Below are 25836 nucleotides of genomic sequence, written 5' to 3'. Positions count from 1 at the left end.
TGCTTTGTAGATACGACCGAAAGCCAGGATATGTTTTCTAAGGAAAAACTGGAATACCGCCAACTTCCCTTGCCTGACCGGCAAGAATTCGACGATGCCGAGATGCTGCGCCGCGTTGAGGAGTTTCGTGATTTCATGGCCCAGCGTCACACGGTGCGGGACTACTCCACGCGACCGGTGGCCCAAGAAGTGATCGAAGCTTGTGTGGCAGCAGCGGGTACAGCACCCTCGGGTGCCAACCACCAGCCTTGGCATTTCGTGGCCATCAGCGATCCCGCTATCAAGCGTCAGATCCGCGAAGCGGCGGAAGAAGAAGAGCGCAAGTTCTACGACGGTGGTGCAAGCGACGAATGGATCAAGGCACTGGAACCCATTGGCACCAATGCTGATAAGCCGCACCTTGAGGATGCGCCTTGGCTGATCGTGGTCTTTGCCCAGCGCTATGGCACATTCGATGACGGCACGCGGTACAAGAATTACTACGTCCCCGAAAGCGTCGGGATTGCGACTGGCATGCTGCTGACGGCCCTACACACGGCGGGATTGGTGACGCTGACCCACACACCAAACCCGATGAAATTCCTGGGCGATCTGCTGGGCCGACCAGACAGTGAAAAGGCCACGATGATCATTGCGGTCGGCCATGCATCTGACGATGCCACGGTGCCTGCCGTCGCCAAGATCAAGAAGCCGCTGGACGAAATCCTGTCCGTTCGCTGACCGCGCCATTCTTGTTTCGTTAACCTGCCCCATTTCTGCCGCCAATTCGCGTCAGGATAGAAGCTATTGATTTGACTAGAGGCTTTTCATGGCACAGGGACATGACGTATTTGCGGCGCGGCTTGCCCGTCTGAACGAAACCCACGCAGAGCACGAGGCGCGCCAGAGCGCTTCGGCCAAGGCTGCGCGTGGTCGGGTACCGGATTGGGCGCGCAACCTTGTCTATCCGGGATCCATCGTCGGCGCGTTGGTTGTTGGCGTCTTTACCGTGGTGCTGTCCCGCTACGCGATGTTCCACGCAAACGGCGCACCAGACCCGAACGCTGATGCCGACCTGACAATGATCATGGACGGGGGGCTGGCCCTCGCAATTGCCTTTGTCTTGCGTTCCGCCCTGCATCTGACGGCCAAGGAACACCTGGCCGCCAAAACAGCAGGTATCTGGATCGCTTTGACGTGCATGCACAATCTGGTCCATGCCTATCCCAATGTATGGGCCACCGCCTTTTCCCCGGAATGGGTCGAACGCACCACATACATGACAGAACCGCGGTCATTCTATGTACGAGGGTTCACCTTCTCTTTCGATGACATGGGCGGCGCCAGAAATGATGACGGATCCACCAATTCGGAAGGCCCATCCACCAGCAAACCCGAGATCAAAATCAATCGCCACTGATTCATAGATCGGCGATCTTTTGACGGGGAAAAACATATGAACTTTTTCCTTTGTTTTGGCACCCTTGCTGCACTAACCTCCCGTCCAAGGTCACAAATGGTGACCAAGTCCAACTGGTGGGAGACAAGATATGGGCAAAAGGGACGAGTTGATCGCGCAATATGCTGACGATCTGAAGAATAAATGTGGCATGACGCCGGACATGGATCTGCTGACGAAAGTCACAATTGGCTGCGGCCCATCGATCTACAATGCCGATGCGTCCACCGTTGCGGCCAGCCAGCCAGATGAGCTGGAAACAGTGAAGAACAACTTCCTGATCAAGAAACTGGGCCTTGCCGATGGTCCCAAGCTGGACGAGGCAATTGCTTCGGTCATTGAGACTTATGGAAAATCCGAGCGGAACAAGTATCGCGCGGTGGTCTACTACATGCTGACCAAGCACTTTGGCAAAGAATCCGCCTACGGTTAACACCAAGGACACGGCATTAATCAAAGGGACACCCGCCTTAAGCGGGTGTTTCTTTTTTGGGTCGAATGTCACGTACTATGGATTTGAGATTGCCAATCCGATCTGATAATTATTGAGACATCCGACCAGAAGGTCAGACCCGATATTCAGTTTACTTGTGGTGGCTCTTGGGAGTGTCCGCCGGGGTGAAGAAGGGTTCTGACCATTCCGGGTCAGAACCCTTTTTTCTTAGAGTAGCGTCAAGACGGCACCGATCACGGTACAGCCAAATGTGGCATATCCGCCGTCGATCAGCGTCAACCGAAAGGGCCGCGCGCCAAAGGCGTAGAACGTGGCGATCCATGGCGTCACCAGAAACAGCCCAACACCAAAGCCTGAAACCAGCCCCTCACCAAAGCTGCCGATCCCGCTCAGCACAAACACGTGGCGCATCATTCCCGCGACCAGGATCGCACCCACAATGCTCGTGATATAGGGCAGGGGGTCTTTCTGATTGGCTGGCGCATCACCTGCTTCATTCAGCGCCACACCAGATGCCGCCATCCACGGTTTGGCCAACACCGTGTACCAGATTGCGCCAAACATGAATCCAGCGATACCCGCCACCAAAACTGCCAAAAATCCCATGTTTCCCTCCACTTTCGGCTATTTATGACGCCAGCCTGCCAGAGGATGGGAAAATTCCAAAGCGTTTAGGTGCTCAAACCGGCCATCTCGCAAACCACGGCCCATTCTGCATCGGTCACGGGTTGCACAGACAGGCGCGAACTACGGACCAGCGCCATCTCGGCCAGACGCGGATCAGCTTTCACCATTTCGAGCGTCACGGGGGTTTGCACGGGGCCAATCGCCTTGATGTCCACGCATTCCCACCGCGGGTCATCAATGGTGCTATCCGGATGCGCTTCAGCGATCACTTCGACGATGCCGACCACCGCCTTTTCCGTCTGCGAGTGGTAGAAGAAGCCACGGTCGCCTACCTTCATCTCGCGCATGAAATTGCGCGCCTGGTAGTTGCGCACGCCATCCCATTCTTCGCCTTCATCACCCTTGGCAACCTGTTGATCCCAGCTCCAGGTCGAGGGTTCGGATTTGAACAACCAGTACCTCATGCCCCGATCACCTGCTTCCACGCCTTGATCTGCACATCGCAAAAAAGGCTCGCCTTGGCATAAGGGTCATTGTCGGCCCATGCCTGCGCTGCGCCCATATCTTCCACATCTAAAACAATCAGCGACCCGCACGGATTGCCCTCTGCATCCAGGAACGGCCCCGCCTGTTTCACAACGCCTGTGCTGTCGAGGTAGTCAAGATGGGCAGGACGGTTCTCCATCCGCACCTCCAGCGCGCCCTCCTTGTCATGGGCCATCAGGGCAAAAAGCATATCATTCCTCCTTCAAAGGGCGGGCCATCAGGCGGGTCATGGCACCGGGCACGTCCACCACGCCATCCACCAGATCCGCCACGGTGTCACAAATCGGCAGATCGAGGGCATGTTTGGTCGCCACCTGCCGCAATGCGCGGGCGGTCGCGGCCCCCTCGACCGTTGTCGCCGCATCAAATTCCGTTCCCGCGCCAAGGGCAAGCCCCAGACGGTAGTTGCGCGACTTATCCGAGGTGCAGGTCAGTGTCAGATCACCCAAACCACTAAGCCCCATCAAGGTTTCGGGTTGCGCGCCAAGGGCCATCGCCACGCGCTGCATTTCGGCAAAGCCCCGCGTCAAAAGCGCCGCCCGCGCGCTATCGCCAAGCCCCGCGCCCATCACCGCACCACACCCGATGGCGATCACATTCTTGAGTGCTCCACCCAATTCAACGCCGGTCACATCCGTCGTTCGATACAAGCGCAACATCGGGGTCGCCAACACATCTTGTAACGCGCGGGCGGCTTCAGGGTTTTCGCAGGCCAGCGTCAGCGCAGTGGGTAAGCCGCGCGCAATATCGACGGCAAAGCTGGGGCCACTCAGGACCGCAGCGTTGCGTGCGCTGGACAGGATGGCAGAGGGTCCAAGGCCAGTCGCCACCTCAATCCCTTTACAACAGGCCACCGCATCGCGATGCGACAGGTCCCGGTGTTCAATCAGATGGCGCAAGCTTTGCATTGGTACCGCGAACAACAGCGTGTCACAGGCCAAAGCAGTCTCTAACTTAGAGGAAATCGTAATATTGTCTGGCAAATCGACACCAGGCAACCGACGGTCATTCCTACGGTTTGCCTGCATATCACTCGCGTGACCGGCGTCTCTTGCCCACAGCGTAACAGCCTGATGCGGCGCGAGGGCCACGGCCAGTGCCGTACCAAAGGCACCGGCGCCGACAACGGCAACGCTCATGCTTTGGCCCCTTTCTTGCCCGATCCCAGCATAGCCGTACTTTTGGTATCGAGCGGCATACGCGGACGCGCCGAAAGGTCCATCCCGTCCGGTGCTCGCAAGGGCATCTGTTCAATCCCCGCGGCGGCAATCATCGCTGCATTGTCTGTGCACAACGCCAGGGGCGGTGCGTCGAAAGCCACGTCCGAATTGGCACAAACGGTCTCTAACACAGTGCGAATGGTCATGTTTGCCGCGACCCCGCCCGCCACACAGAAGGTCGGTGTGGCCGGTGCAAGATCAAGATAAACCTCAAGCGCGCGCTTGGCCTTTCCCGCCAGACTGTCCGTGACAGCCGCCTGAAACGAAGCCGCCAAATCCGCCTGATCCCGCACCGTCAGACCGCCCTGTTCGGCCATAATATCATCGCGCGCGCGCAACACCGCTGTTTTGAGACCGGAAAAGCTCAAATCGCAGCCGGGTTTGTTGGACAGAGGCCGAGGAAAGGCAAAGCGCTTGGCCTCCCCATCCTGCGCAATCTTTTCAATCGCAGGTCCGCCGGGTTGGCCCAATCCAATCAATCGCGCCACCTTGTCGAAGGCTTCGCCCGGAGCGTCATCAATGGTGCCGCCCAGCCGTGTGAAATCATCTGGTCCGCGCGCAATCAGGAACTGGCAATGCCCGCCGGACACCAGCAGCATCAGGTAGGGAAAGACGACACCCGAAGACAAGCGAGGCGTCAGTGCGTGCCCGGCAAGATGGTTGATGCCGTAAAGCGGCTTGCCTGTGGTTGCCGACAACCCCTTGGCCGTCATCACGCCTGCGACCACACCACCAATCAGGCCCGGACCGCAGGTGGCTGCAATGGCATCTATGTCTGTCAGCTCAACACTCGCCTCTTCCAAGGCCCGCGCTACGCTCACATCCAGCCGCTCGGCATGGGCACGGGCAGCAATCTCGGGCACGACACCGCCGAAATCAGAATGCAGGTCGGCCTGGCCAAAGACCACCGATGACAGCACCTCCATGTTCCCGGGCACACCTCGAACGACAGCGGCGGCGGTGTCATCGCAACTGCTTTCAATTCCCAGAACTGTGGCGACCTGCGTCATGACCCATCCGTTGCACCAAAGGCGCGTGCGGGGTAACAGCATAAGCCGTGGCAAACAATGCATCTCACTCACCGGTCACCTTGCTGATGACCAGACCGCACGCAGCAGCCGAGCGGTTCATGGCAAAGATGCCCGATGATCTGAAGGCGCAGGTCAGTCCGCTGTTCAGTCCGCTGTTGACGATTGTACCGGTTGCCGACGGTCAGGCAATCGAGGCTGATGAAGCCGCCATCTTCACGTCTTCCTACGGCGTTATTCATGCGCCTGCAGGTGCCGGGCGCATGGCCTATTGCATCGGCACTGGAACGACCGAGCGAGCAAAGCAACATGGTTGGTCTGCGCAGATGGCAGGTCAGACGGCGGATGAGCTGGTGGCAACGCTGACCGACACCCCCATGACACGCCATTTGGTGCACATCCGCGGGCGGCATACGCGTGGGGATGTTGTCACCCGCTTGCGGTCCGCAGGAACGCAGGTGCGCGACTGCATCGTGTACGACCAAGTGCCGCAATTATTGTCAGCCGCTGCCCATGAGGCGCTTATGCGGGAAGAGTTGACCATCGTTCCCCTTTTTTCGCCCCGCACCGCCATGCAATTTGCCAAGCAGGCGCCGCGCGCCACATCCATGCATGTGGTCGTCTTCAGTGATGCGGTTGCAACGGCAGCAGAACCCATCCGGGTTGACAACGTTGCGGTGCGACCTGACGCCACGGCCATGTATGAAGCGATCCGACGGGCCATCTGTGCGGGTTGAGGGGCGCGGGGGCGCAGGGTAGAGTTTGATGCGGTGCAGAAACCGCACAGAAGAATCGGAAGGGGAATTCCTTGGCCAAACGCAAATTTCCGGAGAAGGGCCAACAAGACGACCCCAAGGCCGAAGCGCCCGACACTCCAGACGTAGAAATCTCTGCGCAGGGCGCGGCGGATGCAGCGCAGGATAAGGTTGCCGAAACACCCGATGCACTTGCACTGACGGAAGACGCGCGGGTTGATGAGGAAGTGGTGAGCGCGGAGCCTGTCGACGAAATCGAAGCTTCGCCAGAGCCAGAGCCAGAGCCAGAGCCAGAGCCAGAGCCAGAGCCAGAGCCAGAGCCAGAGCCAGAGCCAGAGCCAGAAAGTGTTGCACCAACCCCGGTGCCGCAACCCGCGCCTGAACGGCGGAGCGTCGTGCCCATGATCTTTGCCGGGATCATCGCTGCATTGGCGGGCTTTATCGCGGCCCGGTCCGATATCCTCGAACCAATCTTCCCCGGCCTCGCGACACAGGCTGGCGCGGACCCCGAACTGGTTGAGCAACTGAACGGAACAGTCGCAGACCTGACTGCCCGCCTTGATCAATCAACCGAACAGATTGCAACGCTGACGGCTCAGGTCGAAACCCTGTCAGAAGCAGACGCGCCAATGGACCTTGGACCGCTGGAACAGCAAATTACTGCCTTGTCCGACCGCATCGACGGCCTTGGGTCGCAATCGGGCACAGCGGCCATCGTGCCTGATGAGGCAATCGACGCCGCCCTGTCCGACCTGCGCGCCACGGCATCCGCCCAACAGGATGAAATCGACAGGCTTCTGGCCGATGCACGGCTGGCCAGTGAAAACGCCGAAGCCTCTGCAAGCGCGACACTGGCGCGTGCCGCCATCAATCGGGTCCTTGCTGCGGTCGACAATGGTGGACCATTTGCTGCCGCGCTTGGCGATCTTGAGCAGGCAGGGGTATCTGACATTCCCGACGCTCTGCGTGCCGCGGCCGCCGACGGAGTGCAGCCACTGTCAGATTTGCAGGCATCTGCGCCTGACGCGGCCCGCGACGCGCTGGCCGCCGCCCGCGCTGCAGAAGAGGGTGGCGGACTAGGCGCCTTCTTTGAACGCCAGCTGGGCACTCGGTCGATTCTGCCGACGGAAGGATCAGACCCGGATGCCGTCCTGTCGCGCGTAGAAGCCGCTGTGCGCGATGGCCGTTTGAGCGACGCACTGGCCGAAGCAGAAACACTGCCGGAGGCGGCACAAGAGGCACTGGCGCCTTGGTTGGAACAGGCGCAACAGCGTCACGAGGCGGTCACCGCCGCAAACGCATTGGCGCAACGCCTGTCGGCACTCTGAAGGGGCCTTTCATGATCTGGTCATTGGTAAAAATCATTATTTTTGTCGTTGCGGTTGCCGCCCTCGCGCTTGGCGCCGGATGGCTTCTGGAAACAGAAGGCGGCATACAAATCGTCGTCGCGGGCAAGGAATATACGCTGGGGCCGCTGCAATCGGTCATCGCACTCGTGGCACTCGTGATCGCTGTCTGGATCGGGCTAAAGCTGCTGGGTCTGCTGATCGCCACGTGGCATTTCCTGAATGGCGATGACACCGCCCTGTCCCGCTACTTCGAACGGCGCAAATACGCGAAAGGCTATGATGCACTGGCCGAGGGCATGATGGCGCTGGCGTCGGGCGAAGCCCGCACTGCACTGGCCAAGGCGGAAAAGGCGGATCGTTACCTCGACCGTCCCGAACTCACCAGCCTGCTGACCGCACAAGCCGCCGAAATGGCAGGGGATCGGAAGAAAGCCGAAGAAACCTACCGGAAGCTGGTGGCAAACGACGCGACCCGCTTTGTCGGCGTGCGCGGGATCATGAAGCAGAAGCTGGCCGATGGGGACACCGAAACAGCGCTCAAGCTGGCGGAAAAGGCATTTGCCATCAAACCCAAACACGAAGAAACGCAGGACATCCTGCTCAAGCTTCAGGCGGACAAAGAGGATTGGAAAGGCGCACGCGAAACCCTAAGCGCCAAGCTGAAACACGGATCTTTGCCCCGAGATGTGCACAAGCGACGTGATGCCGTGCTGGCCCTGAGCGAAGCCAGGAAAGTCCTGGATCAGGACGAAACAATAGAAGCGCGCGAAGCGGCAATCGAAGCCAACCGCCTGTCGCCTGACCTGATCCCGGCAGCCGTTATGGCCGCACGTGGGTATATCGAAAAAGGTCAGAAGCGATACGCCACGCGTATCCTGAAAAAGGCGTGGAATGCCCAGCCACATCCAGACCTTGCCGCGGCGTTTGCCGAGGTTGAGCCAGACGAGGACACAGCAGCGCGCCTGAAACGGTTTGCCGCTCTGACCAAGTCCAACGCCGATCACCCCGAGGCGCGCATGCTGCTGAGTGAACTGAACATCGCGGCGGAGGATTTTCCTGCAGCGCGGCGCGCGCTTGGCGATCTGGCCGAAAGCGATCCAACCACGCGATCGCTGACGCTTATGGCCGCCATCGAGCGGGGCGAGGGGGCGACCGATGCCGTTGTACAGGGCTGGCTTGCACGTGCATTGACAGCACCACGCGGACCACAATGGGTGTGCGACAACTGCCACAACATCCACAGCGAATGGGCGCCCACATGCGGCAATTGCGGTGCCTTCGATACGCTGACATGGAAACGGCCACCGAACGCCGAACTCAGCTTGCCTGGGGGGACCGAAATGCTGCCGCTTCTGGTTGGAGCGCCTACTAAAAAATCAGACGATGCAGTCACCGTCGTTGATGATGAAAATGTGATTGAGGTAGAGGATTTAGGCAATCCCGCCACTCAAAACACATGATCTGGTGTGTGCGCCTATTGTGGTTGGGCAACGCCTTCGGCAATTGACCGCCCGTGGCGGAGATTCTTTTGTGTTCCGCCGATGTTTCCGGCTAAACGTGCTCTGAATACGCTGCCGTAGTCGGCCCAGGGGGACATATTGTGCGACATCCAATTCGCTTTTTAGCGTCTTTGTTTATTATTGCGGCGGTTTCCGCCTGTACACTGCCCCGCGGTGCAGCCGTCCAAAGCGAGATTATCCGCAACCAGAACAATGAAGAAGCGGTGTTTTCCGTCGTGCCCATCGGGCAGGACAACGTGGCGCAACTGGCCAAGTGGCCCGCAACCGGTTGGGCAGGGCACTACCATTGGTTCAGCCGCGACCCCGGTCCAAAGTCCAACATCATCCGGGCAGGTGACACGATTGATCTGGTGGTCTGGGACAACCAGGAAAACTCGCTTCTGACCAGCGACGTTCAGCAGAATGTCGAGCTGCCAGGCATCACCGTTTCACCAGATGGGATGATCTTTGTTCCCTATATTGATCAAGTGAATGTGGCCGGTTCGACCCCCGACACGGCCCGCCGCCAGATCGAGGACAAGTTGCGTGTGGTGATCCCCGATCCACAGGTACAGCTTACTGTCGTGTCCGGTCCGGACAACTCGGTCGATGCGGTACGTGGCTTCAATGCACCCGGCAATTACCCTCTGCCCAATCGCAACTATTCGATCCTCAGCCTGATCTCGGCAGCCGGCGGTATCTCTGGCGACCTGGAGAATCCGCTGGTGCGGGTCATCCGCGATGGGAAATCCTATGAAATCCGAGTAGACGACTTGCTTCAGAGGCCCTCAGCAAATGTCATCCTGCGTGGTGGTGACCAGATCATTGTGGAAGAGGACGAGCGGTATTTCGTGGCGCTGGGCGCAACAGGGTCCGAAAGCATTGTGCCGTTCACCAAGGAACGCATAAACGCAATCGAGGCGCTGGCGCTTGTCGACGGCATCGACGCCGGACGCGCGAATCCCAGGGGCGTGCTGATCCTGCGGGACTATGCGTCCAAGGATCTGCGGACCGACGGTTCAGGCCCGGAGAAAACACAAGTGGTGTTCGCGGTTGACCTCACCTCGGCGGACTCACTCTTTGCCGCACGTAAATTCAACGTGAATCCCGGCGACCTCGTGATGGCAACCGAAAGCTCCGTGACTTCGATCCGGACCGTGTTTGGTCTGATTGGATCGATCGTCGGCGTCGGCAACGCGCTCGACAACAACTAAAAGGGGCCGCGCATCGCGCGACCCCTTTGCAAGCGATAGGGCGGGGCAATCCCCGCCCTTTTTTCGTTAGTAGCGATAGTGCTCAGGCTTGAACGGACCCTCGGGTGCGACACCGATATAAGCCGCCTGTTCAGGGTCCATCTGCGTCAACTTCACACCGATCCGGTCCAGGTGCAGACGGGCCACTTTCTCGTCCAGATGCTTGGGCAGGATGTAGACATCGTTCTTGTACTCGTCGCCCTTGGTCCACAGTTCAATCTGCGCCAGCACCTGATTTGTGAAGGATGCCGACATGACAAAGGACGGGTGGCCCGTCGCATTGCCAAGGTTCAGCAGACGACCTTCGGATAGAAGGATGATGCGATGCCCGTTCGGCATCTCGATCATATCCACTTGTTCCTTGATATTGGTCCACTTGTGGTTCTTCAGGCTCGCCACCTGAATTTCATTGTCGAAGTGGCCGATGTTGCCGACGATAGCCATGTCCTTCATCTCGCGCATATGCTCGATGCGGATCACGTCCTTGTTGCCGGTGGTGGTGACAAAGATGTCGGCGGTGCTGACAACATCCTCCAGGGTCGTGACCTGGAAACCGTCCATGGCCGCCTGTAGCGCGCAGATCGGGTCAACCTCGGTCACGATCACGCGAGCACCGGCACCAGCCAGTGACGCGGCTGACCCTTTGCCAACATCGCCATAACCCATCACCACGGCGGTCTTGCCAGCCATCATGGTGTCCGTCGCGCGGCGAATGCCGTCGACCAGCGATTCCTTGCAGCCATATTTGTTGTCGAATTTCGACTTGGTGACGCTGTCATTCACGTTGATCGCGGGGAAGGGCAACTGCCCGTCACGCACCAACTGGTACAGACGGTTCACACCGGTTGTTGTCTCTTCCGAGACGCCCTTGATCTGATCGCGCATCTTGGTGAACCAGCCAGGGCTTTGCGTCATCCGCTTGGCGATCTGCTTCTTGATCACCTCTTCCTCTTCCGAGGTGGGGACCGGAATGATGTCTTCGCCCGCTTCGGCACGTGCACCCAACAGAACGTAAAGGGTCGCGTCACCACCATCGTCCAGGATCATGTTGGGGCCGTCGGGGAACTGGAACGACTTGTCCAGGTAATCCCAATGCTCCTCCAGCGATTGGCCCTTGATCGCAAAGACCGGAACCCCGCTCGCCGCAATGGCCGCTGCCGCGTGGTCCTGCGTCGAAAAGATGTTGCAGGATGCCCAGCGCACATCGGCACCCAGTTCAACCAGTGTTTCGATCAGAACAGCGGTCTGGATCGTCATATGCAGCGATCCAACGATGCGGGCACCGGCCAGTGGCTTGCTTTCGCCATACTCAGCGCGGCATGCCATCAGGCCAGGCATTTCCGTTTCGGCGATGTCCAGTTCCTTGCGGCCAAACTCGGCCAGGGCAATGTCTTTAACAATGTAGTCCTGCGACATGTGTCTTGTCCTTCACAAATAGGGTTGGACCGCAGATAGCACTCACCCCCGACAGGGGCAATCGCGCGTTCGAAGGTTGCGATATATGGCAATGGAACCGTGTCGAGCTTTCAAACCGACCAAAGCTTTCGCACGGCCTGTACCTGCGTTAGGACGGGACGACACCGGAGAAAGATATGCCCAAACAACCCCGTGCTTGGCAGCGCATGCTGTCGGGCCGCAGGCTGGACCTGCTGGACCCAACCCCCATGGATATCGAGATCGAGGATATCGCCCATGGCCTCGCCTTTGTCGCACGTTGGAATGGGCAAACGGCGGGGGACTATGCGTATTCCGTGGCCGAGCATTCCCTTTTGGTAGAGACGCTTTTTGGTCGGATATCGCCCAATGCGCCTGCCAAGTGGCGCTTGGCCGCACTTTTGCATGATGCGCCCGAATACGTGATCGGCGACATGATCTCGCCCGTAAAAACCTCGGTTGGTCCGGGGTACAAAGTGCTTGATGAACGGTTGGAAGCGGCGGTGCATATCCGGTTCGGTCTGCCCGCAAAGGTGCCACAGACAATCAAAAGACAGATCAAGAAGGCCGACAGGATCAGTGCTTGGATGGAGGCGACGCAGATCGCCGGGTTTACTGAGACCGAAGCGAGCAAGTTTTTTGGCAAACCGGATCAGACTCTGATCGATGGGCTACAAATTGTTCTGCGCCCACCGGTGGACACCCGAAACGCGTTCACCACACGCCACACAGAACTGCTTGAGAGTTGCTTATGATCAATGTTCGCCCTGCCATCGCCCTTGATGCGCCTTCCATGGCCGCGCTCCTCAACGCTATCATCGAACAAGGCGGTACAACCGCCCTAACAGCCAAGGTATCTGGCGACGATCTAGCTGATTGGATGGCAGCAAATGACGGGCGCGCGGCGTGGCATGTGGCTGTAAATGAATCCGAACAGGTCGTGGGCTTCCAATGGATCGAAAGCGCCAACTACCTCCCACCGGAAGCCGCCGAAATCGCTACCTTTGTGCAGATGGGTCAAACGGGTCTCGGCATCGGGTCAAAACTCTTCGACGCGTCGCGCAAGGCGGCCAAAGACATTGGCTATGTCTGGATCAACGCAAATATCCGCGCCGACAATGAAGGCGGGCTAATCTACTACCAATCCCGCGGGTTCCAAGACTACGGCCGGATCGATGGGTACGAGATGGCAGACGGCCATATCGTGGACAAGATTCTCAAGCGCTACGACCTCTAAATTTCTTAACGCTTCGTTACCCCACCTCTACGGTGGGGGTGTACGGGGGCTGCACACATGGTGCACGGGGGGTGATAGGCCGGAACACTGCCTCAAATTTTTAAAATAAAAACCTGTGGCCCAGCGCAAAACGCACCGTCCAATCCTTCCCTGTTTCAAAAAAATCCTCGGGGGTCTGGGCGTGGAAAACCCCCAGTCCAACACCTCAACGAGGCGAACGTTTTGCCAAGATGCGTTGCAACGTCCGCCGGTGCATGTTCAGGCGTCGCGCCGTCTCCGACACGTTGCGATCACACAATTCATAGACACGTTGGATATGTTCCCACCGCACGCGATCCGCGCTCATCGGGTTCTCCGGTGGGGGTGGTAGGTCATCGCCCTTGGCCAAAAGCGCATTGGTGATGTCCGTCGCATCCGCAGGCTTTGACAGGTAGTCGGTCGCACCGATCTTGACCGCTGCAACCGCCGTGGCAATGGCGCCATAGCCGGTCAGCACGACAACCCGTGCATCAGGCCGTTTGTCACGCAGCACTTCCACCACGTCGAGCCCGTTGCCATCCTCCAACCGAAGGTCAACGACAGCGTATGCAGGTGGGCGCGCCGTTGCGATCGCTTTGCCTGCCGTCACGCTATCGGCGGTTTCGATCTCGAAACCCCGTTTTTCCATGGCCTTAGCCAGACGCCGCAAAAACGGTTCGTCGTCATCAACCAGTAAGAGCGATTTATCCTCGCCCAGGTCCGGCAGTGCTGCATCCGGCATCAAATTCTCCAGTTCCCGCTTATTTTTCTGGCTGGAGTGGAATATGGCCCGTGCAACTCATGGGGTCAAATTATTCCGGAAAATCAGGCGTTTTCAACGAAGCACGCGACGCGATCAGCCATTGCGTCGGCGCTTATGTCACGGCGAAAAAACTCCACAAAACCATGCTCAGGCAGCACCAGATACGTGAACGTCGAATGATCTACGAGGTAGAATTCGTCCGATTTATCATGCGCCTTGTAATATGTTCGGTATGTTTTGCTGGCGGCATCGGTTTGTTCCAGTGATCCCGTCAGTCCAATCATCTTCTCATGCAAGTTATAGGCAAAGTCGCCGACAATCTCCGGCGTGTCCCGTTCGGGATCAACCGTGATGAAAACGGGTGTTACCGACATGCCGCGTTCGGCCAGTACGTCCACCGCTTCTGCATTGCGGGCGGTATCCAGTGGACAAACATCCGGACAGAACGTGTAGCCGAAATAGATCAGGGTCGGTTCCGTGATCACATCGTGATCCGTCACGGTTTGCCCTTCCGCGTTGACCAGTTCAAACGGACCGCCAATTCCGTTACCGTCACCCGCGACCTGGGTCGCATTGCATTGAGCAAATGCAGTCTCCTCGCCACCTGACTGGCTGACCCACCAAAGCCCCGCCATAAAAAGGGCAGCGACAATGGCAGCGACGGGTGCGATGATGCGGGTCATATTCGGCCTCCGGGTTGGGGTAGTTCTTAGCTATCAATCCCGGGCGCGAGTTCAAGAAACGAAGAAGTGACACAATGGCGCAACCTGACATTGGCCTGCTGACCGGGCAGCAACGATCAAACTGGATTCGTCTGCGCACAATGATCCTGCTGCGCTGGGTTGCGATTGTCGGACAGCTCGTGGCGCTTACGGTTGCGCAGCGGCTGTACGGCCTACAGCTCGAGCTGGGCCTCTGTTACCTAGCCGTTGGCGTTTCGGTAATTGGCAACCTGATCGCGATCTTCATCTTTCCCGAAAACAAGCGCCTCAACGAGTTTCAGAACCTGCTTATGGTCCTGTTCGACGTGCTGCAGCTTGGCTTCCTGCTGTTCCTGACCGGGGGGTTGAACAATCCGTTTGCCTTGCTGCTTTTAGGGCCCGTCACCATTTCGGCTGCCGTTTTGACAACGCGGTCAACCCTGCTGGTCGGGGCCACCGCCATCGTTATTGTGACCATTCTGTCGGACTATCACCTGCCATTGCGAACGCAGGATGGATTCATCCTTCGCATTCCGGATCTGTTCGTATTTGGAAACTGGATCGCACTTGTGATCGCGATCTGTTTCATCGGCTTGTATTCCCGCCGTGTCACGTCGGAAATCCATTCCATGTCGGATGCCCTGTCCGCCACACAGTTGGCCCTGTCGCGTGAACAGAAGTTGACCGATTTGGGCGGTGTGGTGGCCGCAGCCGCGCACGAGTTGGGAACCCCGTTGGCTACAATCAAGCTGACCAGCGCCGAATTGATCGAAGAATTGGACGATCGCCCGGAACTGAAAGAAGACGCCGCACTGATTCGCCAGCAGGCCGACCGCTGCCGCGACATTCTACGTGACATGGGCCGTGCAGGAAAAGATGACCTACACTTGCGCCAGGCCCCGTTGATGACGGTCGTACAAGAAGCCGCGGAGCCACACACCCACCGCGGAAAGCTGGTGCAATACACACACGACCCAGATGCGGGCGATGAAATCGACCAACCTGCGATCTTGCGTCAGCCCGAAATCATCCATGGGCTGCGGAACCTTGTTCAGAACGCCGTCGACTTCGCACGCTCGACCGTGTGGATCGAAGCGCACTGGACCAACACGCAAATCACGATCCGTATCATGGATGACGGCCTGGGTTTCCCTCCGCAGCTTCTAGGCCGCATCGGCGACCCCTTTGTCCGTCGCCGCAAGTCATCCACAGAACGTACCCAACGACCCGAGTATGAAGGAATGGGTCTGGGACTGTTCATCGCCAAAACGTTGCTCGAACGGTCGGGCGCCGAACTGACCTTTACCAATGGCGCAGATCCATATGCCGCGCGGGAACAACACGACAACCATATCGGCGCCATCGTCGAGGTCGTCTGGCCAAGGAAAAAGGTGGATGCTCGAAGCGGTGAAAATGCCGTTTCGATGGGCCGGAACGAACAAATCCGGGCATGAAAACCGACCTGTGTTAAGAACGCGTTAACCCTGTTGGCCGGATAGTTCAGTCAGTTTGGAGAAAGGTTACGCGATGGCACTGTTAGAAGTTATCGTGATGTTCGGTTCCGCCTTGTCCGCCGTGACGGCAGCCATCTTGTATCTCGGCCGCACGCCGGTGCGCGCTGTTCAATCCACAGAACCCGAAGTGCCGGGTCTATCCTTCCTGTTCGATGGCGTCGATTTGGAACACGCCTCACCACAGGCTGAGATCGCAATGCGGCGCGAACCAGGCGTGACCGATTGGCAGGCGCTGAAAGCGGGGCTGAGTTCGAGGTTTCCGGGCCTTCCAGACGCCGACGATATCCAGTCAGTTGAAACATTGACACTTCAAGCTGCCCGCAGTGACGACGGTGCGGTTCTGCGCCTCCACCGCGAGGCGGGCATGACCCGCGTAGAGATAGAGGATCAGGTCAGCGCGGATCCAAACGCGAAACACGCCATCCAATCCCTGGAGTCCGAGTTAAAAAACCTGCGCTTGGCAGCGACGGCCGCGCCCTATCCGATATGGCTGGCGGATGAAACGGGATCGATCACATGGCGAAACGCAGCCTATGGAACACTTGAAAAGGCGGCAAAGGGTATCGACGCAGATGATGCATCCCCAATCTTTCAATTTGATCCAGACGACCTGACCGGAAAGTCTTCGGTACGGGCGCCAGTACAGATGGACGGCAATGGAACGACTGAGTGGTACAGCGTAACAGCGACGCAGGCTGGCAAGGCCAGCGCGTTTCACGCTGTGGACATCAATGCCGTGATCCAGGCTGAAGTCGCACAGCGCAACTTTGTCCAGACACTGGCCAAAACATTTGCACAATTGTCCATCGGGTTGGCGATCTTTGATCGCAACTGCCAATTGGCCCTATTCAATCCCGCCCTTGTCGATCTGACATCACTGCCAGCAGAGTTTCTGAGTGGACGCCCCGACATGCTTTCGTTTTTTGACAGGCTTCGGGACAATCGCGTGATGCCGGAACCAAAAAACTATGGCTCATGGCGTCAGGAAATCTCAGAGATGATTAACGCCGCCTCACACGGCAGCTATCACGAGACCTGGACACTGGATACCGGCCACACCTACCGCGTCAGCGGACGGCCTCATCCCGATGGCGCCATCGCCTTTTTGATCGAAGATATTACGGCCGAGATTTCGCTAACCCGCAACTTCCGGGCGGAGCTTGAGCTGGGACAATCACTGATGGACACGTTTGAGGATGCACTGGTTGTGTTTTCGTCGGCTGGCGTTTTGACGTTCTGCAACGCCGCCTATCGCGAGATGTGGAAGCTGGACCCGGACAACAGCTTTGCCGACGTCACCATCGTGGATTGCCTGCAAGCCTGGCAGGACCAATGCAAACCTGACCCTGCGTGGGGCGACATGCGCGATTTCGTTATGAAGGTTGGCGAACGCGCGCCTTGGGAAGCCGAAGTGCAGCACAAGAACACCGGTGCGATCCGCGCGCAAATCTCTCCAATCGTATCAGGCGCCACGGTGATCCGTTTTTCCGAGTTGGTCGGTCAACCTGTGGCAGCGGATCCTGCACCGTCCTGACCATTCAGACTTGCAGCGCACAAGGATGCCAGTAGGTTGACGGGATGACGCCCGCCACCCTCACCTTTCATTGGCCATCCGAAGAAGAAACCACGCGCGCCGGGGTGGCACTTGGCCCTGTTCTTCGCGCTGGTGATGTCGTCTTGCTGGAGGGTGATGTCGGGGCGGGTAAGACCCATTTTGCACGCGCCCTTATCCAATCCGTACTTCTGGAACCCGAAGATGTGCCATCGCCGACCTTCACGTTGGTGCAGATCTATGACACCCGGAACGGCGCGCTTTGGCACACGGACCTATACCGCGTCTCAGCGGATACAGAGATTGACGAGCTGGGCCTGATGGACGCTTTTGAAGACGCGATTTGCCTGGTTGAATGGCCTGATCGGTTGGGTCCTTTGACGCCCGCCACGGCATTGACCATCACGATCCAGACCGCGGGAGAGGGTCGCACCGCAACTCTGCATTGGACCGACCCACGTTGGTTGGATCGCTTGGAACAGGTCACGGCCAATGCTTGACCGCGCAAAATTGAGGGCAGGTTTTCTCCAAGGCTCAGGCTGGGGCGAAGCCGCGTCTGAGCTGGTCGCCGGGGATGCGTCAAACCGACGGTATGACCGGCTCACATTGGATGGTGAAACGCGCATCCTGATGGACGCCCCGCCACACAAGGGCGAAGATGTGCGTCCGTTCGTAAACGTCACAAACTACCTGCGCAGCGTGGGTCTTTCAGCGCCGCAAATCTACGGTGAAGACACCACGCAAGGTTTCCTGCTTATCGAAGACTTGGGCGATGACTTGTTTGCCCGACTGATCACGGCGGACAAAAGCCGCGAAGCGCCACTTTACAAAGCGGCGATTGACGTATTGCTGCATTTGCACATGGCAGCGCCGCCGGATTTGGCACGCTATAATGCACGCTTCATGACCGATGTCGCCTGTTTGAGCTTTGATTGGTACCAGCGCGGCGCTGTCGGATCAGTTGATGCAGACGCGCGCGCCGCGTTCGATACGGCTATGTATGCGGCCCTCGAACCTCTGGATTCTGAAAAACCGGTGCTCGTCCAGCGAGATTACCACGCTGAAAACCTGATCTGGTTGCCCGAGCGTTCAGGGCTGAAACGTGTTGGCCTTCTGGATTATCAGGACGCGATGCTGGGCCATCCCGCTTATGATCTCGTGTCCGTGCTGCAAGATGCGCGTCGCGACGTGTCGCTGGACGTACAAACAAAAATGGTTGACCGATACATAGCAGCGGCAAACGTTGAACCACCAGCATTCCGCGACACCTATGCCCTGCTGGGCTTACAACGCAACCTGCGTATTCTTGGTGTTTTTGCACGGCTATGTCTTGCAAGAGGCAAACCCCATTACATCGATCTGATTCCGCGGGTCTGGGGCCACATCGAAACCGGCCTCTCACACCCAGTTGCGACCGATATCGCACCCGTCGTCCGTACGGCATTGCCTGCACCAACACCCACCATCCTACAAAGCCTAAAAAACCAATGCCAAACGATTCCCCAGCCGTAATGATCTTTGCGGCCGGGTTCGGGACGCGCATGAAACACCTGACCCAATCGCAACCCAAACCGATGATCCCTGTAGCGGGCAAACCTCTCATTGATCATGCGCTTGAGACTGCAGAGGCGGTCAAGCCGCCACGTGTGGTCATCAACCTGCATTATTTGCCTCATGTGCTTGAAGCGTATCTGGCCAATCGCCCTGTGATCACGTTACGGGAAGAACCCGATATTCTTGAAACAGGCGGCGGGCTACGCAACGCCTTGCCGCTGCTGGAAGGTGACCCGGTTCTGACCCTGAATCCAGATGCGATCTGGGCCGGACCAAACCCGTTGCGCTTGTTGCTGGACGCCTGGAACCCGGAACAGATGGATGCGCTGCTGATATGTGTCCCGCTCGCACGGGTACATGGCCGGAACGGCATGGGAGATTTTCGCATCGACCAAGACGGTCGCCTGCATCGCGGTGGCGACATGGTCTATGGCGGCGCACAGATCATGAAGACGGACCTTCTGAACAAGGTGGAAGAACATGCGTTCTCTCTGAACGTCCCGTGGAACATGATGGCCGAACAGGGGCGCCTTTTCGGTTTGTCCTATCCCGGTCATTGGTCCGATGTCGGCCATCCTGACGGAATCACGATCGCCGAAAATATGTTGCGGGACCACCATGTTTGATCCATCGGACAAGGCCCGTCTGTTCGGATGCGCGCCCGGCATCGACTTCCCCCTTGCTGTGGTACGCGGGCTTGAAGACCGCTTGAGCAGTGCACCACCTGAAGCGTGGGTGAAGGTCACGTTGCTGGTCAACACCACGCGTATGGCCAGACGCTTGCGCACGTTGTTTGACGAGGGACCCGCATGTCTGCTGCCGCGCATCCGTATGATCACGCAGTTGGATGATCTGTTGCCAGCTTCACCCTTGCCCACCGCCGCTTCGCCCTTGCGGCGAAGGCTTGAGCTGGCCACGCTGATCCAGAACCTGATCGAACGCCAGCCAGATCTTGCACCTGATGCAGGGCCTTTTGATCTTGCCGACAGCCTGGCCACCCTTATGGACGAGATGCAGGGCGAAGGCGTGAGCGCAGCCGATATTGCGCAACTGGATGTGTCTGATCAGTCTGGACATTGGGCGCGCGCGCAGCAGTTCATCGCCATCGCGCAGGACTACATCAACGCCAGCAGCAGCGCGCCGGACCCCGAGGCCCGGCAACGTGAAACCGTTCTGCGGTTGGCTGATAACTGGGCGCATACACCGCCCACAGATCCATTGCTTGTTGTCGGCTCAACAGGGTCGCGCGGCACGACGTTGTTGCTCATGCAGGCAGTGGCCGCACTGCCGCAGGGCGCAGTGTTGCTGCCCGGTTTTGATGATCACATGCCCAGTCACGTTTGGGGTGCTCTGGCCCAAGATCAGGCGGCGGAAGATCACCCGCAATTCCGCTTTCTGAAACTATGTCGTGCGCTCGACCTACATCCGTCGGATGTTGAACCATGGACACCGTTAGCCCCGGTCTCTGCATCACGCAACGCGCTTGTTTCGCTGGCGCTGCGCCCTGCGCCCGTCACGGACACGTGGCGAGAGGAAGGGCCAAAACTGACCGAACTTGGCCCGGCCACGGACGCCATCACACTTGTCGAGGCTGATACCCCGCGCACCGAGGCGATTGCCATCGCCATGCGCTTGCGGCAAGCGACCGAAACCGGGGAAAAAGCGGCTCTGATAACGCCAGACCGCATGTTGACGCGGCAGGTCACAGCGGCGCTGGATCGCTGGGACATCCTACCCGATGACAGTGCCGGCACGCCCCTGCACCTGTCACCGCCAGGACGGTTATTGCGCCATGTGGCAGCGCTTTTTCAAGCTCCGTTGGACGCCGAAGCACTGCTGACCCTGCTTAAGCATCCGCTGTCTCACTCCGGCGCTGATCGAAACTTGCACCAACTGAACACGCAAAGACTTGAATTGCGGATTCGCAAGGACGGCCTGCCGTATCCCAATCCAGAAGGCTTGATGCGCTGTGCCCTGAAGGCCACCAAGCACGTGGAAGAGATCGAACCATGGGCTGCATGGATCAGCGACGTTCTGTGTGGTCGCGAAATCGCCGGAACTCTGACGTTGGAGACTTGGGTTTCACTGCATCGCACCCTTGCCGAAACGCTGGCGCAGGGACCAAACGGCGCGGATGCGGGCGAGCTATGGCAAAAGAAGGCCGGTCAGGCAGCGCGAAACGTAATGGATGGCTTGGCCGAACATGCGGGTTACGGCGGTGAGATGTCTGCCCGCGACTACACGGCTCTGGTCGCAACCGCTTTGCGCCAGGGCGAGGATGTACGGGACCGCGACATGCCGCACCCGAACATTATGATCTGGGGCACGCTTGAGGCACGTGTTCAGGGGGCTGACCTTGTGATCCTTGCCGGATTGAACGACGGCACATGGCCCGAACCGCCAGCGCCCGATCCATGGCTGAACCGAAAGATGCGCTTTGATGCCGGTTTGCTTCTACCTGAACGGCGCATTGGCCTATCGGCACACGACTTCCAGCAGGCAATCGCCGCACCGGAGGTCTGGCTGACCCGCTCCATCCGGTCGGATGATGCGGAAACAGTGCCGTCACGTTGGATAAACAGGCTGCGCAACCTGCTGCAAGGATTGGCGGTACAGGGAGAACCGGATCACTGGGACGCCATGAGGACTCGTGGCGCACATTGGTTGGCGCTGTCCCGGGAACTGGATCGAGCTGGAGAGGCTCCAAAGGCGCACCGCCCCTCACCTTGCCCACCCGTGTCCGCGCGTCCTCGTCGGTTTACCGTGACTGAAGTCCAGACACTGATCCGCGACCCCTATGCCATCTATGCCAAGCACGTGCTGCGCCTGCGGGCATTGCGACCCCTGGTGCAAACACCGGATGCGCTGTTGCGCGGAATCCTGTCGCATGACGTGATGGAGCGTTTCGTGCGCGAGACGCTGAATGACGACACTGCTTTGACCGTCGACACGCTCATGGCGCACGCCCGCAACGTCCTGAACCGGGACGTGCCTTGGCCCGCAGCCCGTGCGCTGTGGCTCGCGCGGTTTGGGCGGGCAGCCGAGTGGCTTGTTGAGACGGAAATGGTGCGGCAGTCCATCGCGACACCAACGTTGTTTGAGAATGAGGCGGTTGGAAAACTTACCCTGCAAGCCGTCAAGACCGAGTTGGAGGGGCGTGCGGATCGGATAGATGTGGACGATGCCGGAACAGTCATTTTGTATGACTACAAAACCGGTGCGCCCCCAACCAAAGATCAGCAGAAGCATTTTGACAAGCAATTGTTGATCGAAGCGGCCATGGTCGAGGAAGGTGGGTTTGCCACCCTAGGTCCACGCCCTGTCCGTGCTGCACAATTCATCGGGATGGGCAGCAATCCCAAGACCGAAGATGCGCCATTGGACGTTGAGACACCGGGCCAGATCCTTGCAGAACTCGTCGGGTTACTGAGTGCGTATCTTGAGGGGGACAAGGGCTATACCTCGCGTCGCGCGCTTTACGAGGATCGCGAGGCGCGGGATTACGACCAACTTGCGCGCTTTGGCGAATGGGACGTGACGCAAGAACCGACGTCAGAGGTGCTGACATGACCGGACTGGCAAACGAAGCCACCCGCCGTCAGCAGGAGGCGGCACAGCCCATGCAGTCCACCTGGCTATCGGCCAACGCGGGGTCGGGCAAGACGCGCGTTTTGACGGACAGGGTCGCGCGCTTGTTGCTGGAAGACGTGAAGCCTCAGAATATCCTGTGTTTGACGTACACCAAGGCGGCAGCATCGGAGATGCAGAACCGGCTGTTTCAGCGCTTGGGTGCGTGGGCCATGCTGGACGACAACGTATTGCGGTTGGAGTTGGCGGAGCTGGGGCTAGAGCACACACCCACAGCGCAAGAGTTGAGCCACGCCCGTACCCTTTTTGCGATGGCAATCGAAACACCCGGTGGGCTGAAAATTCAAACGATTCACTCGTTTTGTGCGTCTCTGTTACGGCGCTTTCCGCTCGAAGCGGGGGTGAGCCCACAGTTTACAGAGATCGAAGATCGCGCCGCCGACCTTTTACGGGCGGAGCTTGTGGATCAGATGGCGGATGGTGAGGACGCCGACGTGCTTGTGCGGCTTGCCGCTCAGTACAAGGGCGAGGATTTTCTTGCGCTCACTAAGGAAATCGCAAGCAAGGCAGCGAAATTCTATGATCTGAGCAATGGCGATGCGCTTGTCTTGCTTGGACAATCCAGTGATCTGACACATGACAGTATTGTCGATGCCACCTTTGCGCCCGGCGATTGGGACATGTTGCAAGATCTGTTGCCGATTTTGGCGACGCAAGGTGTAACTGACAAAGCAGTCGGTGAGACGCTAAAGGAAATTGTCGCTCTCGACACCGAAAGCCTTTCGATTGCGGAGGCCGCGTTTCTGACCCAAGCTGGAACCCGCAAGAAGCGCTTTCCAACGAAATCAACACAACAGCATGCTGCACATCTTCTGCCGCAGCTTGAGGCCCTGATTGAACGGGTTGAGGTGGCACGCGAAGCGCGACTTGCCCTTGATGCAGCTGAACACACCGTTGCTCTGCACCAGTTCGCCCGCAAGTTTGCCAGGCGGTACACGGAAGCAAAGCAACGCCGCGGTTGGCTGGATTTTGATGATCTGATCCAGAAGGCGCAGCAGCTGCTCAGCGATGACCGCGTGGCGGCGTGGGTTCTATATCGGCTCGACGGTGGTATCGATCATATCCTCGTGGACGAGGCACAGGATACCAGCCCGACCCAATGGGATGTGATCCGACGTCTGGCCGAGGAGTTTTCAAGCGGAGAGGGCGCGCGAACAGACGTGACCCGCACAATCTTTGTTGTGGGTGACAAAAAGCAGTCGATCTATTCCTTCCAGGGCGCAGACCCGCGCGAATTTGACCGGATGCAATCAGAATTCGGCTCTAAACTGGCTGAATCGGATCAGAAACTGTGGGGCAGGAGCCTTGATTTTTCATTCCGGTCATCGCCTGCGATCCTAAATTTGGTCGACAAGGTCTTTGAAACCGAAAGTGGCGCCGGTTTCGGCGATGGTCAGCATATTGCGTTCAACGCTGATCTGCCTGGGCGCGTCGATTTGTGGCCCTTGGTGCCAAAACCAGAAAAGACACCGGAACGGGAATGGTATGACCCCGTGGATCGGCGCAGTCCTGAACACCAGTTTCGAACGCTGGCGATGGCAGTCGCCGGGCAAATCAAGCAGATGCTGGATGAGGGCACATTGATCCCGGATGCAAAGGGGTCAAGACCCGTGCAACCGCGGGATTTCCTGATCCTTGTCCAACGGCGCGGCGGCATCTTTCCCGACATCATTCGCGCCTGCAAAGAGTTAGGGCTTCCCATCGCTGGGGCGGATCGCCTCAAGGTGGGGGCGGAAACCGCTGTCCGTGACCTTGGTGCACTTCTGTCGTTCCTCGCTACGCCCGAGGACAGCTTGTCGCTGGCGACTGCACTACGGTCACCTCTGTTCGGGTGGTCTGAACAGGATTTGTACACCCTTGCGCATCACCGAACCGAAGACGAATTGTGGCGCAGCTTGCGCACAAAAACTGAGGATTACCCTCAAACGGTCTCGGTTCTGCGGGACTTGCGGGACAATATCGACTTTCTGCGCCCCTATGATCTGATCGAACGCATGCTGACCCGACATCGTGGACGTCAGCGGATGTTGGCACGGCTGGGGACCGAAGCCGAGGATGGGATAAACGCGCTTCTGTCACAAGCATTATCGTACGAACGCAGCGAAGTGCCCAGCCTGACAGGTTTCCTGACCTGGATGGAAACGGACGATCTGGAAGTCAAACGCCAGATCGACAGCGCATCAAACCAGATCCGGGTAATGACTGTGCATGGGTCAAAGGGGCTGGAAGCGCCCATCGTGATCCTGCCCGAATGCGGCAAACGCGACTTTCAGGTCCGCAACAATATCATCGACATCAATGATACACCCGTCTGGAAGATGCCATCGACCCAACTGCCGGCACGGATGGCAACCCGACTGGACGAGATGAAGGCGGCGCAGCGGCAAGAGTCGCTGAGATTGCTTTATGTGGCCCTAACACGAGCAGAGAAGTGGTTGATTGTCGGAGCAGCGGGCGAGCTTGATAGAAATGGTGACGATTGGCATCAACGCGTTCAGGCCGGCATGGAGGCAGACGATGCAACGGCGCTGGACACGCCGGTAGGTTCAGGCCTGCGTCTGCAACATGGCGATTGGGCGTTTTCAACAACAAGCATCGGGATGGCAAAAGCTGAACCGGGTATATCCCTACCGGCCATTTATGAGGAAGCTGCGCCAAGCCCAGCAGCACTGCCAGAAACGCTTTCGCCATCGGCTTTGGGCGGTCCCAAGGCGCTTCCCGGCGACGGGCTTGATGAAGAAACCGCCAAGACCTTCGGAACTGCTGTACATGCGTTATTGGAAGCACCCGAAATAGGTGCGCGGGCATTGCGTGACGCCAACCTGCCCGATGACCTGAAAACTGAGGCTGAGGCGCAAGCAGATCGCATTCGATCTGATCCAACGCTGTCATGGCTTTTTGCTGATGACGTGCTGGCCGAGGTACCCGTGACCGCATCGCTTGGAAAACGCCGAATGCACGGAATGATCGACCGGCTGCACGTGACCTCGGATACTGTGCACGTGATCGATTTCAAGACAAACCGCGTCATTCCGGAAAAACCAGAGCAAACACCGGAAGGTGTGTTGCGACAGATGGGCGCCTATGCCCATGCAATGGCTCAAATTTATCCTGATCACACCATTCGGCTAAGCATTCTGTGGACTCACACAGGCGCACTGATGTCCGTTCCGCACGATATCGTGACGTCGGCGTTGTCGGGCACGCCATATCTTGACGATGCTCTGGGGGGTACCTAGGTTGCCA

The 25836-nt window shown here is 58.3% G+C and carries 24 protein-coding genes; 16 read left to right on the top strand and 8 right to left on the bottom strand.

All coding sequences use genetic code 11. The features are described 5' to 3' along the window. Positions 1 to 30: 30 nt before the first annotated feature. From Q1A51_RS16640 to Q1A51_RS16630, 3 genes are all read left to right on the top strand, one after another. Positions 31 to 720, top strand: a complete 690-nt coding sequence (locus Q1A51_RS16640) for a nitroreductase family protein (protein ID WP_299600862.1) — start codon at positions 31 to 33, stop codon at positions 718 to 720. Between the two features lie 88 nt (positions 721 to 808). Further along, positions 809 to 1399, top strand: a complete 591-nt coding sequence (locus tag Q1A51_RS16635) for a hypothetical protein (protein ID WP_299600860.1) — start codon at positions 809 to 811, stop codon at positions 1397 to 1399. Between the two features lie 130 nt (positions 1400 to 1529). After that, the gene (locus Q1A51_RS16630; protein ID WP_299600857.1) at positions 1530 to 1871 is read left to right on the top strand and encodes a DUF2853 family protein; all 342 of its coding nucleotides are present in this window, start codon (positions 1530 to 1532) and stop codon (positions 1869 to 1871) included. A 228-nt stretch (positions 1872 to 2099) separates the two neighbouring features. Here the strand turns inward: Q1A51_RS16630 and Q1A51_RS16625 are convergent, their stop codons facing one another. The 5 genes from Q1A51_RS16625 to tsaD form a co-directional block, all read right to left on the bottom strand. Then, positions 2100 to 2498, bottom strand: coding sequence for a DUF1761 domain-containing protein (locus Q1A51_RS16625; RefSeq protein ID WP_299203426.1), 399 nt, complete (start codon positions 2496 to 2498; stop codon positions 2100 to 2102). A 65-nt stretch (positions 2499 to 2563) separates the two neighbouring features. Next, entirely contained in the window at positions 2564 to 2983 is a 420-nt protein-coding gene (locus tag Q1A51_RS16620) for an EVE domain-containing protein (RefSeq protein WP_299600854.1), read from the bottom strand. Further along, positions 2980 to 3255 (bottom strand): YciI family protein, encoded by a 276-nt coding sequence (locus tag Q1A51_RS16615; protein WP_299600852.1) that lies wholly within the window; start codon positions 3253 to 3255, stop codon positions 2980 to 2982. The genes Q1A51_RS16620 and Q1A51_RS16615 overlap by 4 nt, the downstream gene beginning before the upstream one ends. Before the next feature lies 1 nt (position 3256). Next, positions 3257 to 4204, bottom strand: a complete 948-nt coding sequence (locus Q1A51_RS16610) for an NAD(P)H-dependent glycerol-3-phosphate dehydrogenase (RefSeq protein ID WP_299600849.1) — start codon at positions 4202 to 4204, stop codon at positions 3257 to 3259. Next, the gene (tsaD, locus tag Q1A51_RS16605) at positions 4201 to 5295 is read right to left on the bottom strand and encodes a tRNA (adenosine(37)-N6)-threonylcarbamoyltransferase complex transferase subunit TsaD (RefSeq protein ID WP_299600847.1); all 1095 of its coding nucleotides are present in this window, start codon (positions 5293 to 5295) and stop codon (positions 4201 to 4203) included. Before tsaD ends, Q1A51_RS16610 begins: the two co-directional genes overlap by 4 nt. Positions 5296 to 5381: 86 nt before the next feature. On the opposite strand from tsaD, the gene Q1A51_RS16600 reads away from it, so the two are divergent. The 4 genes from Q1A51_RS16600 to Q1A51_RS16585 all read left to right on the top strand — a co-directional run bounded on the left by Q1A51_RS16600 (position 5382) and on the right by Q1A51_RS16585 (position 10130). Further along, complete coding sequence (locus tag Q1A51_RS16600) at positions 5382 to 6050, top strand: uroporphyrinogen-III synthase (protein ID WP_299600845.1); 669 nt, start codon at positions 5382 to 5384, stop codon at positions 6048 to 6050. 71 nt (positions 6051 to 6121) lie between these two features. Beyond that, entirely contained in the window at positions 6122 to 7396 is a 1275-nt protein-coding gene (locus Q1A51_RS16595) for a hypothetical protein (RefSeq protein ID WP_299600843.1), read from the top strand. An 11-nt stretch (positions 7397 to 7407) separates the two neighbouring features. Beyond that, entirely contained in the window at positions 7408 to 8877 is a 1470-nt protein-coding gene (locus tag Q1A51_RS16590) for a heme biosynthesis HemY N-terminal domain-containing protein (protein WP_299600841.1), read from the top strand. Between the two features lie 170 nt (positions 8878 to 9047). Next, entirely contained in the window at positions 9048 to 10130 is a 1083-nt protein-coding gene (locus Q1A51_RS16585; RefSeq protein ID WP_299600839.1) for a polysaccharide biosynthesis/export family protein, read from the top strand. Between the two features lie 66 nt (positions 10131 to 10196). On the opposite strand, the gene ahcY is transcribed toward Q1A51_RS16585, so the two are convergent. After that, on the bottom strand, positions 10197 to 11585 hold the full coding sequence (ahcY, locus tag Q1A51_RS16580; RefSeq protein ID WP_299600837.1) for an adenosylhomocysteinase: 1389 nt from the start codon (positions 11583 to 11585) through the stop codon (positions 10197 to 10199). Positions 11586 to 11761: 176 nt separating this feature from the next. Between ahcY and Q1A51_RS16575 the strand changes: the two genes are divergently transcribed. Further along, complete coding sequence (locus tag Q1A51_RS16575; protein ID WP_299203402.1) at positions 11762 to 12358, top strand: HD family hydrolase; 597 nt, start codon at positions 11762 to 11764, stop codon at positions 12356 to 12358. Next, the gene (locus Q1A51_RS16570) at positions 12355 to 12840 is read left to right on the top strand and encodes a GNAT family N-acetyltransferase (protein WP_299600835.1); all 486 of its coding nucleotides are present in this window, start codon (positions 12355 to 12357) and stop codon (positions 12838 to 12840) included. The genes Q1A51_RS16575 and Q1A51_RS16570 overlap by 4 nt, the downstream gene beginning before the upstream one ends. A gap of 205 nt (positions 12841 to 13045) precedes the next feature. Here Q1A51_RS16570 and Q1A51_RS16565 read toward each other — a convergent pair whose 3' ends face one another. Next, entirely contained in the window at positions 13046 to 13600 is a 555-nt protein-coding gene (locus Q1A51_RS16565) for an ActR/PrrA/RegA family redox response regulator transcription factor (protein WP_299203398.1), read from the bottom strand. An 83-nt stretch (positions 13601 to 13683) separates the two neighbouring features. After that, positions 13684 to 14304 (bottom strand): SCO family protein, encoded by a 621-nt coding sequence (locus Q1A51_RS16560; RefSeq protein WP_299203396.1) that lies wholly within the window; start codon positions 14302 to 14304, stop codon positions 13684 to 13686. Positions 14305 to 14378: 74 nt separating this feature from the next. Between Q1A51_RS16560 and regB the strand changes: the two genes are divergently transcribed. From regB to addA, 7 genes are all read left to right on the top strand, one after another. After that, on the top strand, positions 14379 to 15776 hold the full coding sequence (gene regB / locus Q1A51_RS16555) for a sensor histidine kinase RegB (RefSeq protein ID WP_299203394.1): 1398 nt from the start codon (positions 14379 to 14381) through the stop codon (positions 15774 to 15776). Positions 15777 to 15849: 73 nt separating this feature from the next. Beyond that, on the top strand, positions 15850 to 17370 hold the full coding sequence (locus tag Q1A51_RS16550) for a PAS-domain containing protein (RefSeq protein ID WP_299600830.1): 1521 nt from the start codon (positions 15850 to 15852) through the stop codon (positions 17368 to 17370). Positions 17371 to 17414: 44 nt separating this feature from the next. Beyond that, on the top strand, positions 17415 to 17888 hold the full coding sequence (gene tsaE, locus Q1A51_RS16545; RefSeq protein WP_299600827.1) for a tRNA (adenosine(37)-N6)-threonylcarbamoyltransferase complex ATPase subunit type 1 TsaE: 474 nt from the start codon (positions 17415 to 17417) through the stop codon (positions 17886 to 17888). Then, positions 17881 to 18900, top strand: a complete 1020-nt coding sequence (locus Q1A51_RS16540; protein WP_299600823.1) for a phosphotransferase — start codon at positions 17881 to 17883, stop codon at positions 18898 to 18900. The genes tsaE and Q1A51_RS16540 overlap by 8 nt, the downstream gene beginning before the upstream one ends. Next, positions 18900 to 19568: a nucleotidyltransferase family protein gene (locus tag Q1A51_RS16535; protein WP_299600820.1), complete on the top strand. Its 669-nt coding sequence runs from the start codon at positions 18900 to 18902 to the stop codon at positions 19566 to 19568. Before Q1A51_RS16540 ends, Q1A51_RS16535 begins: the two co-directional genes overlap by 1 nt. After that, positions 19561 to 22512, top strand: a complete 2952-nt coding sequence (gene addB, locus Q1A51_RS16530; RefSeq protein ID WP_299600817.1) for a double-strand break repair protein AddB — start codon at positions 19561 to 19563, stop codon at positions 22510 to 22512. Before Q1A51_RS16535 ends, addB begins: the two co-directional genes overlap by 8 nt. Next, positions 22509 to 25829 (top strand): double-strand break repair helicase AddA, encoded by a 3321-nt coding sequence (gene addA, locus Q1A51_RS16525; protein WP_299600815.1) that lies wholly within the window; start codon positions 22509 to 22511, stop codon positions 25827 to 25829. The genes addB and addA overlap by 4 nt, the downstream gene beginning before the upstream one ends. Positions 25830 to 25836 lie beyond the last annotated feature (7 nt).

This window comes from uncultured Tateyamaria sp. (assembly GCF_947496075.1).
In the GTDB taxonomy this organism is placed as follows: domain Bacteria; phylum Pseudomonadota; class Alphaproteobacteria; order Rhodobacterales; family Rhodobacteraceae; genus Tateyamaria.
Note: the sequence above shows the minus strand (reverse complement) of the source record. Positions and strands in the feature narration are given on the sequence as shown.